12 protein-coding genes are annotated in these 11,793 nt (G+C 72.0%); 6 read left to right on the plus strand and 6 right to left on the minus strand.

Annotated features, from left to right (window positions below):
• Window positions 1-8: 8 nt before the first annotated feature.
• The 5 genes from ACFWP3_RS10265 to ACFWP3_RS10285 all read right to left on the minus strand — a co-directional run bounded on the left by ACFWP3_RS10265 (window position 9) and on the right by ACFWP3_RS10285 (window position 5,791).
• Window positions 9-1,091 (minus strand): hypothetical protein, encoded by a 1,083-nt coding sequence (locus ACFWP3_RS10265; protein ID WP_384218399.1) that lies wholly within the window; start codon window positions 1,089-1,091, stop codon window positions 9-11.
• A gap of 69 nt (window positions 1,092-1,160) precedes the next feature.
• A complete protein-coding gene (locus tag ACFWP3_RS10270) occupies window positions 1,161-1,301 on the minus strand; it encodes a hypothetical protein (protein WP_384218401.1) in 141 nt (46 codons plus the stop codon).
• Between the two features lie 67 nt (window positions 1,302-1,368).
• Entirely contained in the window at window positions 1,369-1,566 is a 198-nt protein-coding gene (locus ACFWP3_RS10275) for a hypothetical protein (protein ID WP_384218404.1), read from the minus strand.
• Entirely contained in the window at window positions 1,563-3,911 is a 2,349-nt protein-coding gene (locus tag ACFWP3_RS10280) for an amino acid adenylation domain-containing protein (protein WP_384218406.1), read from the minus strand. The genes ACFWP3_RS10275 and ACFWP3_RS10280 overlap by 4 nt, the downstream gene beginning before the upstream one ends.
• Window positions 3,911-5,791, minus strand: coding sequence for a B12-binding domain-containing radical SAM protein (locus tag ACFWP3_RS10285; RefSeq protein WP_384218409.1), 1,881 nt, complete (start codon window positions 5,789-5,791; stop codon window positions 3,911-3,913). Before ACFWP3_RS10285 ends, ACFWP3_RS10280 begins: the two co-directional genes overlap by 1 nt.
• Window positions 5,792-6,088: 297 nt before the next feature.
• Here ACFWP3_RS10285 and gntD point away from each other — a divergent pair, with 297 nt between their 5' ends.
• Together gntD and ACFWP3_RS10295 are read left to right on the plus strand one after the other, a co-directional pair.
• Window positions 6,089-7,180 carry a guanitoxin biosynthesis L-enduracididine beta-hydroxylase GntD gene (gntD, locus tag ACFWP3_RS10290; protein WP_384218411.1) on the plus strand — a complete coding sequence of 364 codons (1,092 nt, stop codon included), beginning with the start codon at window positions 6,089-6,091 and terminating at the stop codon, window positions 7,178-7,180.
• 72 nt (window positions 7,181-7,252) lie between these two features.
• Complete coding sequence (locus ACFWP3_RS10295) at window positions 7,253-8,539, plus strand: MFS transporter (RefSeq protein ID WP_384218413.1); 1,287 nt, start codon at window positions 7,253-7,255, stop codon at window positions 8,537-8,539.
• A 111-nt stretch (window positions 8,540-8,650) separates the two neighbouring features.
• Here ACFWP3_RS10295 and ACFWP3_RS10300 read toward each other — a convergent pair whose 3' ends face one another.
• Window positions 8,651-9,184: a flavoprotein gene (locus ACFWP3_RS10300; RefSeq protein ID WP_384218416.1), complete on the minus strand. Its 534-nt coding sequence runs from the start codon at window positions 9,182-9,184 to the stop codon at window positions 8,651-8,653.
• Window positions 9,185-9,297: 113 nt separating this feature from the next.
• Here ACFWP3_RS10300 and ACFWP3_RS10305 point away from each other — a divergent pair, with 113 nt between their 5' ends.
• From ACFWP3_RS10305 to ACFWP3_RS10320, 4 genes are all read left to right on the plus strand, one after another.
• Window positions 9,298-10,473 (plus strand): helix-turn-helix domain-containing protein, encoded by a 1,176-nt coding sequence (locus ACFWP3_RS10305; RefSeq protein ID WP_384218418.1) that lies wholly within the window; start codon window positions 9,298-9,300, stop codon window positions 10,471-10,473.
• Between the two features lie 83 nt (window positions 10,474-10,556).
• Window positions 10,557-10,718, plus strand: coding sequence for a hypothetical protein (locus ACFWP3_RS10310; protein WP_384218421.1), 162 nt, complete (start codon window positions 10,557-10,559; stop codon window positions 10,716-10,718).
• On the plus strand, window positions 10,711-10,917 hold the full coding sequence (locus tag ACFWP3_RS10315) for a hypothetical protein (RefSeq protein ID WP_384218423.1): 207 nt from the start codon (window positions 10,711-10,713) through the stop codon (window positions 10,915-10,917). Before ACFWP3_RS10310 ends, ACFWP3_RS10315 begins: the two co-directional genes overlap by 8 nt.
• A gap of 29 nt (window positions 10,918-10,946) precedes the next feature.
• The gene (locus ACFWP3_RS10320) at window positions 10,947-11,474 is read left to right on the plus strand and encodes a DUF6879 family protein (protein ID WP_384218425.1); all 528 of its coding nucleotides are present in this window, start codon (window positions 10,947-10,949) and stop codon (window positions 11,472-11,474) included.
• Window positions 11,475-11,793 lie beyond the last annotated feature (319 nt).

Raw genomic sequence — 11,793 nt, forward strand, 5'->3', positions numbered from 1 at the left:
CGGGGGGATCAGACCCCGGCGGTGATCCGCTCCGGGAGCACCCGCAGGGCCTGGAAGAGCGCGACGTCCTTGCCCTCGACCCCCCGCATCACCACGTCGATGGCGGTGCTCATCAGGTCGATGTGGTACTGCGTGAACGTGCCCAGGCCCAGGCCCAGGTGGACGCCGGGGTGCCGCTCGTTGGCGAAGTGGTTGCCGGGGAGCAGCGGGGCGCAGCTGGTGTTGGTGCCGAAGCCGATCTCGTGCACCTTGGCGTAGCGGTCGTCCTTCGCCAGCAGCTTCTCGAGGTTGGCGGCGAACTCGCCGCGGCCGGCGACGGCCGGGCGGACGGCGGTGATGCGGCCCTCGGCCAGCGTGATGATCGCCGGCTGGTCGGCCATGGAGGAGAGGTCGCGGTAGACCTGCTCCGTCTCGGCGAGGCTGGTCTCGTGGCCGCCGCGGTGGACGATGGGCGCGCCCTGGAGGGTGATCTCGCCGTTCAGCGTGAAGTGGGTGTGGAGCTCGAACTCTCCCGAGGCGTTGACGAGCGAGCTGAGCTCACCGGTCGGCAGGACGACCTGCTGTCCGGGCAGGAGCGGGCCGTGCAGCGAGAACCAGTGCTCGGAGAGCTGGTGCTGGAAGACGGCCTCGGTGCCGAACTCGCGGCCGAGGAAGAGCATGTCGTCGGCCTGGTCCAGGAGGGTCAGGAACTCCTCCTCGATGCCGAGCTCGCGCTCGTAGTCGACTTCGGCCACGACGCGGATGTTGTTGCGCAGGCTCTCGACGGAGAAGGGCACGGAGAAGCTGGAGAAGGCTCCCATGGCCATGCCCACGAGGTCCTCGTCCTCGAAGTGGACGAACTCGTCGTCGGCGATCCACAGGACGGAGGCGCGGCGGCCGGAGGCGCGGATGGCGGCCATCTCGGCGATCAGGCCCGCGCGGGAATCGGGGCCGGTCCAGTTGTACTCCTGAACCGGGATGGCGCTGTTCTCGACGGTGAGGGCGCTGCGCACGCCCGGCGACGTGACCAGGAGGAAGACGTCTCCGAGGTCACCCCCGAACACCTTGCGGAACTGCTCCGGGCTGATCGGTACGGGCTGTGCGGTGCTCAAGGAAACCTCCATGTAAAGGCGTGCCGGGGTGCGAGTGCCTGCACTCGCACCCCGGAACACGACTTGAACTCAGCCCTCGAGGCGGTCGTACTTCCCGTACTTGCTGATGCGGGAGCTGATCGACGCCTTCTCCGGGGTGGCGGCGGACTCGCTGCCGGCCTGGGCGGACTGCTCGATGGCGGACTGCTGGTCCATGTTGTTCTTGGTCATGTCGACTCCTAGTCGTGTTCTGGTGGAGCTCCGGATCCCGCCTTGTGCGGGGTCCGGCGTCTGTGGGTCACGGAGCGGGTTGTTCCGCTGCCGTGAGGCGGAGGAGGGCGGCCGCGGCGTCACCGTGTGCGCGCAGCCGTTCCAGGTCGAGCCCGGCGCCGAGCCGGGCCGCCGCTCCTCGGGCGAGTTCCACGGCGGCCTCCACGAGGTGGCCGCCGATGCTGACGGGATAGAGCGTGGTCCCGAGCGTCTGGCTGGTGATCATCGGATCTCCTCCTCCAGGGCGCGGGCGGCGTCCGCCGCGACGGTGCGCAGGGCCAGAGCGGCCCGCGTGGCGTCCGGGTCGGCCTCCAACTGCTCGGCCAGCGCGGCGAGTCCGAGGACGGACCGGCGGCGCGGGCCGGGCGGGAGCCGGTCCAGCTCTGCGGTGATCCAGCGCGCCTGCTCGTCGGCGAGCAGCACCTGCTCGTCCTCGACGGTGAGCTGGAGCGCGGCGCGTCCCACCAGGGGCGGGGCGCCGCCGTTGACGGCCTCCAGCACCGGGGCGAGTTCCGCCCCGCACTGCATGACCGCGGCCGCGGCCTGTGCGCCGCCGGGTACCTGCTGGAGGCGGACGCTCAGGTTGAGGAGGAGCACCACGGCGGCGCGCAGCCGCACGGGGTCCGCGATGCGGCACAGCTCCTCGTACAGTCGGGAGACCCCGGCGGGCACCATCGAGACGGCCGCGTCCTCGCCCTCGCCGGTGACCTCGACCCAGCCCGGTACGGGCACGGGCCGCTCGGGCACGGCGGTGGCGGTGTCCAGGGCGTCCGCGAGTGCGGCGAGCTCCCGGGCGGCGTCGGCGAGTTCCGCCTGGGCCAAAGTCTGTGCGAACTCCCGTACCGGGGCGCCCGCGCTGGGCGCGGCGGGCGGCGCGGCGGCCGGGGGTGGCGTGGTCGCCGGGGGTGGCGTGGTTGCCGCGGGTGGTGCGGTCGCCGCGGGCGGTGTGCTCGCCGCGGGTGGCGTGGCGGCCGTGGCTGCGGTGGTCACCGGCTCTCCTCCCTCTCGGTACGGGCGCGGGCCGGCCAGGGCGTGGTGGTCGACCTTGTCGTTGACCGTGCGCGGCAGCCGGTCGTGGAACTCGACGCGGGCCGGCACCATGGCCGCGGGCAGCAGGCCGGCGAGCTCGCCGCGCAGGTCGCCGGCGCGGCGCGCCGGGTCGCCGGGCGGTTCGGCCAGCACCACGTGGGCCACCAGGCGGCTGCGGTCCCCCTCGCCGGCGACGGTGACGGCGGCGGCCGTGACCCCCGCGCAGTCGGCGAGCGCGGCCTCGACCTCGCCCGGCTCGACGCGTACGCCGGAGATCTTCAACTGCCGGTCCCGGCGCCCGTGGTAGACGAGCACCCCGTCGGCGGACTCGGTGACGAGGTCCCCGGTACGGAAGGCCCGGCGGCCGTCGGGCAGGGTGGGGAAGGCGCGGCCGGTCGCCGCCCCGTCCCCCGCGTAGCCGTCGGCCAGGCAGGGCCCGGTGACGAACAGTTCACCGGTGCCGCCGGGCGGCACGGGCTCCAGCTCCCCGTCCAGGACCAGGCACCCCCGTCCGGCCAGCGGCCGGCCGATGGGCAGGATCTCCCCGGGCGGCAGGGCCCCGGCCTCGCGCGGCACCTCGTACAGCGTGGAGGTGACCACGCCCTCGGTGGGTCCGTAGGCGTTGAGCAGCCGGACCGCGCCCATCGGCGAGCCGAGCCAGCGGCGGGCGGCGGCCGTGGTGGCGGCCTCCCCGCCGATCAGCACGGTGCCGAGCGAGGGCGGCGGGCGCAGGTCGCCGCGGACGGCGGCCTCGGCGCCCAGCAGGGTCCAGTAGGCGGTGGGCAGCTGCCACATGGTGATGCCGTGGGCGGCGGTGACGTCGAGCAGTTCGGGCAGCGACCACAGGCCGCCGCCGCGCAGCACGACCCGTCCGCCGGAGAGCAGGGTCGGCCAGATCTCCTCGAGCGCGACGTCGAAGCCGGGCGAGGCGAACTGGAGCGTGACGCTGCCGGGGGTGAGTCCGTAGGCCTCGGCGGCCACCTCGCAGTGCCGGGCGAAGGGGCCGTGCGCGACCCGTACGCCCTTGGGCACTCCGGTGGAGCCGGAGGTGAAGAGCAGGTAGGCGGGATCCTGTGCGGCCACCGGTACGGGGAAGCCGGGCGGCTGCCCCGCGTCGCCGCGGGGTGCTGCGGAGCCGACGTCGACGGCCTGCTCCCCCAGTTCCGCGAGCCAGTACGAGGCCCTCTCGGGGCTGGCGACCAGGGCGATCCCGGCGCCGGCCACCCGCATGGCGCTGCGGATCCGGGCGGGCGGCTGCGCGTCGTCGAGCGGCGCGCACACCAGTCCGGCGCCGGCGGTGGCCAGCAGGGCGACGACCAGTTCGGGCACGCTCGCGGCGACCAGCGCGACCGTGTCGCCGGGGCGGGCGCCGCGCCGGTGCAGCTCGGCGGCCAGGTCCCGGGCGGCGCCGGCCAGGGCGCCGTAGGTCAGGCTCTGTCCCGGGGATCCCGGGGATCCGGGGGTCCGTGGGAGTTCGACCGCGGTGCGGTCCGGTTCTCGTGCGGCGCGGTCCAGAACGCGCGCCGCCAGGCTCGTGTTCATCAGCGCATCCTCCCGGCCGGAGGTTCGAAGCTGGTGACGTGCACGCCGGGGTGGAGCCCGTCGGCGGGCGAGCGGAAGTAGCCGGTCCAGTCGTGTGAGAAGAGTTCGACGCGGCTGGTGCCCGACTCGGCGACGGTGAACACCGAGGCGCGCTGGTAGCGCAGCAGCTCCTCGAGGCGTTCGTCGATCTTCACGCCGGCGCCTTCGAGTTGGCCGCGCAGTTCTCCGTAGAACCGGTCCAGCTCGTTCTGCACGTACGCCCAACACCATTCGTAGATGAGCCAGGACTCCTTGTCCGGCACCCAGCGGGCGAGGCGCTCCATCATGTCCGGCTGGGAGGCCACCTTGCCCTCGTTGGGGACGGTGGGCGACTCGATGTACTCCCAGAGCAGTGCGCGGGCCCGGTCGACGGCCTCGCCGAGGACGGTGGAGGTGTCGGCGAGCGCGGCGTCGGCCAGCGAGCGGTAGAAGTCCTCGTAGCCGAGGATTCCCTCGGTGTGCAGGTAGGTGGCGAGCTGCCGGGTGATGCCGCGGTTGTGCAGGGCCTGCAGGACGGCGCCGAACAGGTACATGCGCACCCAGTCCGCGCGGCTCATCGTGGAGTGCCCGACGACGACCTCGACCTCTTCCACGTCGTCCGGGAGGTAGGTGCGGGTGATGGTGTCCAGCTCGTACTTCTCGCGATGGGCGGCGCTGCCCATCTCGGCGTTCGGCAGCAGGACGCACTCGTAGATCATGATGTCGTCGTGGATGCCCATCTCGAGCATCCGGCACAAGCCGCGGGCGAAGGTCTCGGGGGTCTCGTTCGGCAGGCCGACGATGACCTCGGTGTAGGCCTCGACGCCGCGCTCGCGGAAGGCGGCGGCGAGCTTCTCGTAGTTCTTGGCCGGCATGTTGGAGCGTTTGACCTGCTCCAGCACGTCCTGGGTGCCGCTCTGCATCGCGAGGATGGTGCCGTTCGACATGCCGTTGAGCGCGAACATCGAACTGATCTGGACGATCCGGTCGTTGGCGTTCTTGGCGTAGCTCGTGACGAACTTGCCCGGGTAGCCGCTCTCCTGCTTGTTGCGCACGAGGTGCTCGGCGAGGCCGACGTCACGCGGGAGGATGCCGAAGTTGGCGTCGGCGCACAGGATCGCCGAGACGTTCTGCTCGGTGAAGTAGTCGATCTCGGCGTGCAGCCGGTCCTCGTCGAACTTGCGGATCTTCGACTGGTTCGCGGAGCCCCAGTCGCAGAAGGTGCAGCTGTAGGGGCAGCCGCGGTTGGTCTCCCACAGCACGGTCGGCTGGTAGCCGGCCGCCCGGGCCGCCTCGAAGGAGGGGTCCATCAGGCCGGTGAGCCAGGGGCTGGGCACGTCGATCTCGCGGGGCAGCTGCCCGCCGAGCGGGTTGCGGCGGACCTTGCCGTCCTGGTCCCGGTAGCTGAGCGAGGGGACCGAGGCGAAGTCGGGCTCGTCGTGGAGCAGCGCCCGCAGCAGTTCGGAGAAGGGCGCCTCGCCCTCCTTGTGGATGGCGAAGTCGATGTAGGGGTGCTTCGCCAGGAACTCGGTGGCGTTGTCCGGCACGTGGGGGCCGCCGACCACGGTGACCGCGTCGGGGAAGCGCTCCTTCACGGCCCGGCAGGCCGCCATGTTCTTGTTGAAGTTCCACAGGTAGCAGGACATCGCGAAGACCGCCGGGTCCTCCATCAGCGAGACCGGGTCCTTGGCCTGCTCGGGCAGGAAGAACGGCTGCTCGAAGGTGTAGGCCTCGACGAGGTCGGGCTGGGTGTCGGCGTAGGAGCGCAGGGCGCCCCAGACGGCGGGGAGGTAGGCGGACCGGCTGAAGGCGGATACGTAGATCCTGCGCTTCGCCGCGTTGACCGTGACCGTCGTGCTCATGCTTCGCTCACCTCTTCCCGTGCCGTGTTCCCGTGTCGGGGTTCCCTGTCGAGTCCCCGTATCGGGTTCTCGTGTCGCCGCGGTCCCGGCGGGGGGACCGTTGCGTTCTGGGATGAAGCACAACCGGCTCGGCTACAGGACCGCTTGAAGAGCGCAAGAGATCCAGGCCAGAGCGGGTGCCGGGGGCCGGAACATGGTGTAGAGCGGCTCGGCCCGGCGGCCGTACGGGCCGTTTCGAGTGCGAATCGAGTGGGCCCTGAGAGGCTGCGGCAACCTCGCGTCTCCTGAGGAGCCACCATGCACACCATCGCACCGCCTGCCGCGGCGTCCGCCGCGGTGTCACAGCCGGGACCGGGCGTCCCGCGCATCGAACTCCTGCCCGACGAAAGCCACCGGGTGGCCGCGCTCGCGCACGAGTACGCGCGGGACTCCGCGGACCTCGACGCCCGCCGCTCCCTCCAGCTCGCCGCCCTGATGTCCCACGACCTGCCGCGCTCGCTGCGCCGGGTGATGACCGACTTCCGCCTGGCCGGGACCCCGCACGCGGGATTCCTGCTCAGCGGGCTGCTCATCGACGAGAACGCGCTGGGGGCCACCCCCACGCGCTACCAGGAGCGCCCCGACCGCCCCGAACTGCGGCACGCCGACGCCGTGCTGCGGCTGATCGGCTCCCTGCTCGGCGAGCCCTTCTCCTTCAGCAGCCAGCAGCGCGGACGGCTGATCCTCGACCTCTACCCGGTCCCCGGGCACGAGTTCGACCAGCTCGGCTCCGGCTCCACGGCCACGCTCGACTGGCACACCGAGGACGCCTTCCACCCGCACCGCGCGGACTGGATGATGCTGATGGGCCTGCGCAACCACGACGCCGTCGCCACGACCTTCGCGGCCATGCAGGACATCGAGCTCTCCGACGAGCACCGCACGGTCCTGTTCGAGAAGCGCTTCGCGATCCTGCCGGACCAGTCGCACACCAAGAGCTTCAACCAGGCCACCGGCGCCGCCGACGCCACCGAGGCGACCGAGGGCGAGCAGTTCCGCCGTATCGACACCATGGCGAACCGGCCCGAGCCGATCGCCCTGCTGGACGGCGACCCCGCCGCCCCGTGGCTGCGCGTCGACCCGCCGTTCATGCACAGCAACCCGCTCGACCCGCAGGCCGCCGAGGCGCAGAGCGCGCTGCTGGCCGCGATCGAGGCGAAGCTGACCGACGTGACGATCGGCAACGGCGACCTCTTCGTCATCGACAACAAGCGCGCGGTGCACGGGCGCCGGCCGTTCGCGGCCCGCTACGACGGCACCGACCGCTGGCTCAAGCGCATCAACCTCACCGCGGACCTGCGGCGCAGCGCCGGATCCCGGCGCGGCGAGCACGGCCGGGCCGTGGTCTGACCCGGTCCGCGGGCGCAACCGCCGGGCGGAACGCGCGGGCGGACACCTTCACCCCTTGAAAGGACCAAGGCCTTGGCCGCAGAACCCAATCTGATCCGACGCCACCGGCTGTTCCGCCAGTTCTGGCTGGCGCGCTCGGTCTCGCTGATCGGCGACGGTGCGGCCATGGTGGCCCTCGTCCTGCTGGTGAGCCGCGGCGAGCACGCCGGCACCGCCGTCTCGCTGATCCTCCTGGCCGAGTCCGTGCCGCGGTTCTTCGGACCGCTGGCCGGTGCGCTCGCGGACCGGATGGGCGTGCGGCGCCTGCTGATCGCCGCCGAGCTGGTGCAGGCCGCGGTCTTCGGCATCATCGTGCTGGCCCGCCCGGACCTGGCCCTGCTGGTGCCGCTGGTCGTGGTGGCCGCCTCCGCGTCCACCGTGTTCTCCGCGGCCGGCCGTACGGTGGTCCCCCGCCTGGTCGACGAGGCGGACCTGATGCCCGCCAACGCGTGGATGGGCACAGCCTTCAACCTCCAGGCCGCGCTCGGCCCGATCCTCGGCGGCCTGTTCACCGCCTGGGGCAGCGCGTACGGGGCGCTCGCGATCAACGCGGGCACCTTCGTCGTATCGGCCCTGCTGCTGACGCGCATCCCGGCGCTGGAGCCGCTGCGCACCGGCGAACGCCGGACCCTGCTGGGCGACACCGTCGAGGGCCTGAAGTTCGTACGCCACCACCGGGTGTCCCGCGCGATCGTGCTGCTGCTCCTGCTCGGCCTGTTCTTCGGCTCCCTGGACAACCTGGCGCTGGTCTTCCTCGCCGAGCACTCGCTGAACACCGGCGAGACCGGGTACGGCGTACTGTCCGCGTCCTTCGGCGTCGCGATGGTCGCCGCCTCGCTGTGGCTGGTCCGCGCGGCCGAGAGCCGCTCGCCGGTGTGGGTGCTGCTCGCGGGCTGGTTCTTCACGGGCCTCGGCCTGCTGCTGACGGCCGCCGCTCCGGTGCTGTTCGCGGCGATCGCCATGCAGCTGATCGCGGGTCTCGGCAACGGCGTGGCCAACGTCGGCGAGGAAACCCTGCTGCAGAAGGCCGTGCCCACCGAGGTACTGGGCCGGGTCGGCGGCACGCTGTCCTCCGCCGCCTTCTTCGGCAGCACGGCCGGCTACCTGGCCGGCAGCCTGATGAACCCCGACGGCAACCCCCGCCTGGTCTTCGTCATCGCGGGCGGCGGCATCTTCCTGGCCCTCGCCCTGTGCGGCCCGGCCCTCCTGTCGGCCCGAGCAGCCCTCGCGTCATCCCCGCCCGACCCGAAGCCATCGGACGCCAAGCCGGCCCCGGACCAACTCCCGGTCCCGTCGGCCCAGCCGGGCCTCACACCGTGACCACGGTGGCGACGCCGCCCTCCAACGGCCCCCGCCCCTGACCCCGCACACGAAAACGCCCCCTCCCGCCTCCGGGCGAGAGGGGGCGTCGTGCTGAGTCCGTACATCCCGCTACGTCCCGAGGGCGTCCACCGCGTCCAGCGCCAGCTGCCACGGGTACGGCCGCTTCTCACCGGGCGCGTTCGGCTCGAAGCCACCGGGCCCGTACAGCACCCGGACGCCGGCGCTGCGAAGGGTCTCCAGCGACAGTGGAAGCTGCGGATGCTGGGCGTACGCCGAGTTGACGCACGGCATCGCCACCATCGGAATGCCCTTGCCGAGGCCCTCGGCGACGACCCCGACGAGCCATGTGTCGGTGATGCCCAGCGCCCACCGGTTGATCGTGTTCGTGGTCGCCGGAGCGACGAGAACCGCGTCCGCCGTCGGCCACACATCAGGTTGCCCGGGCCGCCTGTAGCGGGTCCTCACCGGATGACCCGTCAGTGCGGCCAGGCCGGGCAGGCTCTCGTCGAGCCACTCCGCGGCGGTCGGCGTCAGCCCGAGGCACACGTCCCACCCCCGACGCTGCGCCTCTTCCACCACGCCGGCGATCTCGAAGACGGGCGGGGCGGCCGAGCAGAGCAGGTGGAGGGTCCTCGTCGTCATAGCACCCGACCCTACGCAACCACCGCCCGTGCACGAGGAGTCAGGGTGATCGGCGATGGGGCGGCGGCCACGCGGGTAACGTCCTCGATGACGAGCCCTGGACGGAGACGAGCATGCCTCTACCTGACGACGGCCACACGGGTTCCCGGATTCGCGAACAGCGGCGCCTCAGGAGACTGACGCAACGCGAGCTGGCCGAGAAGATCCCGTACAGCCTGAGTCTCCTGAACCAGGTCGAGTGCGGCGCGCGCCCTGCCACGCCCGGTTTCGTGGCAGCGGTCGCCCAAGCGCTCCGGGTGGACACGTCCAAGCTGACCGGATCCCCCGCGATGGCCTCAGTTCCCGCTGACCGGCTGGTCGCGCTGGTGGCCCCCGTTCGGGAAGCTCTCGACCGGTTCGACCTCGGACCCAACCCCGACCTCGCACTCGTCCGGCCCGAGCACGAGCTGATCGCCGCAGCAGACTTCCTGTGCCGACAGGTTCGTGCCACTCGCCTGCATGCCGTGGCCACAGCGCTCCCGTCCCTGGTGGTGGAACTGACGCACACCGTGTCGACGACCCCTTCCACGGAGACGTGGCGTGCTCTGGCCTCCTCATACCGCACCGCACACGACGTGGCGCTGAAACTGGACCACCCGGACCTCGCCCGAGTGGCGCTGGACCGAATGGGCTGGGCGGCCGGCCGGGCGTCGGATCCGTGCATCGAGGCGGTGCAGCGGTACAAACGGGCAACCCTGTGGCGCTGTGCCACGAGCCGACCGCTGATCCTGTCGGGACAGAGCCTGCTCGCCGGCGGAACCGGCCGTGAAGCGCTCGCGGTGAGCGGTCAACTTCACCTGGGCCTCGCCACGGTGGCCGCGAAGGACGGGGACGCGAGCGCCGTCGAGTCCCATCTCGCTGCGGCACGCGACCTGGCGGACCGTGTGGGTGGCGAGGCCGGCGACGTGCACTGGCTCAGCTTCGGGCGGACCAACGTGCATCTGCACGAGCTCGGCGCGTCGATCACCATGGGCGACTTCGACACCGCCCTCGGCCAGGCCCGCGCGCTGACGCTTCCGGCGTCGACCCTGACGTCCCGGCGCGCCCGCTACCTGGTTGACCGCGCCCTCGTGGAGATGGAGGCGGGGTCCGCGAAGGCGTCGCTGAAGTACCTGGCGGGTGCTCGAAAGGTGGCGCCGGAGCAGACACGGCACCTACCGGGCACCCGAGCCACGATCCGAGGTCTGGTGCACATGTCGCGGCGGGCGCCCGACGGCTTGGGCGGGCTGGCCCGGTGGGTGGGCCTGTAGCGCTCACAGATCTGTGAGCGCTGTGCCCCCGGGAAGTGGTCAGGCTGGTCTCAACACCCGCTGACGACGGTAGGGAGCATCCCGTGACAAGCCCGACCCCCCGTAACGTACTGAGCCTCGACACACCCGACAGCCCGGACGGCGCTCTCACCGCGATGCGGGAGCCCAGTGCCGAGCTCCTCGACCGCGCCCTGGCCGGCTTCGAGCGGTTATCCGCGACGGCGCCGGCCCAGTCCGATGAGTGAGCGCTACGCGTACGTACCGCACCGGCTGCTCCGCACGCGCGTCCGCGACATCGCCTCGGGCGCCGAGGGCGAGCTGATGGCCGTCGTCAACGAGAACGTCTCGTCGACCGGCCTCGAACACTGGGTGGAGCTCGCGTACATCCGTATCCCGTCCGGCCGCGAAATCACCACGGCCGCCGCCAACATCGAGTCCGCCTGACGGTGGCCGTCATGAGGGAGGGGCCTGCGATGCCCTTGAGCGTCCCCACCTGGCCTGAGCTGCTGGGCTCCGCGCAACGCACCGTCGTTCATCTCGAGATGCGCGACGCCTATGCCGTCGACTACGAGACCGGACCGTTCGCCGAATGGCGTGCCGGACACCGCCATGACCCCGCCGACCGGGCCTCATGGTGGCGGCCCTGGCTCGACCTCGTCTCGGCCACCGTCGCCCGCGGTGTCAGCGTGCGACGGGCCCGGATCGTCTCTGAGCCGGTGAGCGAGTACACCCGTTTCCTGTACGACGGAACGTTCACGAACGTCGCGGCCGGCGAAGACGTGCGCTGGCTGGCTCGGAGGCAGGCCCGCGACCTCGCCCTCCCCGGCACCGACTTCTGGCTCGTCGACGGCCGCCTGATCCGCTGGAACCACTTCACCGGCGACGGCTCGTCCGCCGGCGGCGAGATGAGCGAGGACCCGGCCGCGGCGAAACTCTGCGCGGAGGCTTTCGAAGGTGTCTGGAGCCGCGCCGTTCCGCACGACCACTACGTGATCAGGTAGGCGGGCCCAATTCCTGAATGCGGCCTGCGGCATGCGGCATGCGGCACGGCAACGGCCCGGCCCCGGAGGACTGGTTCGTCCTTCGGGGCCGGGGTGCCGGGGGGCCGGGGGGGGGCCGGGGGGGGCCGGGGGGCCGGGTTGGTCAGTGGGCGGTTGAGTCCTGGAGGGCCGGGGTGGCCTTGTCCGCGTTCGTGTCGCTGTCCGCCGGGGTGGGGTTGGTGCTTCGGAGGGGGACTTCCTTGATGAAGAGGGCGGCGAGGAAGCCGAGGACGGCGATGGCGGCGCAGACGAGGAAGGCCCAGTGGGTGCCGATCGCGAC

Origin of the sequence: Streptomyces sp. NPDC058525, assembly GCF_042719495.1 — a bacterium.
Classification (GTDB): Bacteria; Actinomycetota; Actinomycetes; order Streptomycetales; family Streptomycetaceae; genus Streptomyces.

Excerpts from the sequence above, each read along its gene's own strand:
- ACFWP3_RS10270 (WP_384218401.1), bottom strand. The coding sequence starts at position 1,301 with ATGACCAAGAACAACATGGACCAGCAGTCCGCCATCGAGCAGTCCGCC.
- ACFWP3_RS10275 (WP_384218404.1), bottom strand. The coding sequence starts at position 1,566 with ATGATCACCAGCCAGACGCTCGGGACCACGCTCTATCCCGTCAGCATC.
- ACFWP3_RS10280 (WP_384218406.1), bottom strand. The coding sequence starts at position 3,911 with ATGAACACGAGCCTGGCGGCGCGCGTTCTGGACCGCGCCGCACGAGAA.
- ACFWP3_RS10285 (WP_384218409.1), bottom strand. The coding sequence starts at position 5,791 with ATGAGCACGACGGTCACGGTCAACGCGGCGAAGCGCAGGATCTACGTA.
- gntD (WP_384218411.1), top strand. The coding sequence starts at position 6,089 with ATGCACACCATCGCACCGCCTGCCGCGGCGTCCGCCGCGGTGTCACAG.
- ACFWP3_RS10300 (WP_384218416.1), bottom strand. The coding sequence starts at position 9,184 with ATGACGACGAGGACCCTCCACCTGCTCTGCTCGGCCGCCCCGCCCGTC.
- ACFWP3_RS10305 (WP_384218418.1), top strand. The coding sequence starts at position 9,298 with ATGCCTCTACCTGACGACGGCCACACGGGTTCCCGGATTCGCGAACAG.
- ACFWP3_RS10315 (WP_384218423.1), top strand. The coding sequence starts at position 10,711 with ATGAGTGAGCGCTACGCGTACGTACCGCACCGGCTGCTCCGCACGCGC.
- ACFWP3_RS10320 (WP_384218425.1), top strand. The coding sequence starts at position 10,947 with ATGCCCTTGAGCGTCCCCACCTGGCCTGAGCTGCTGGGCTCCGCGCAA.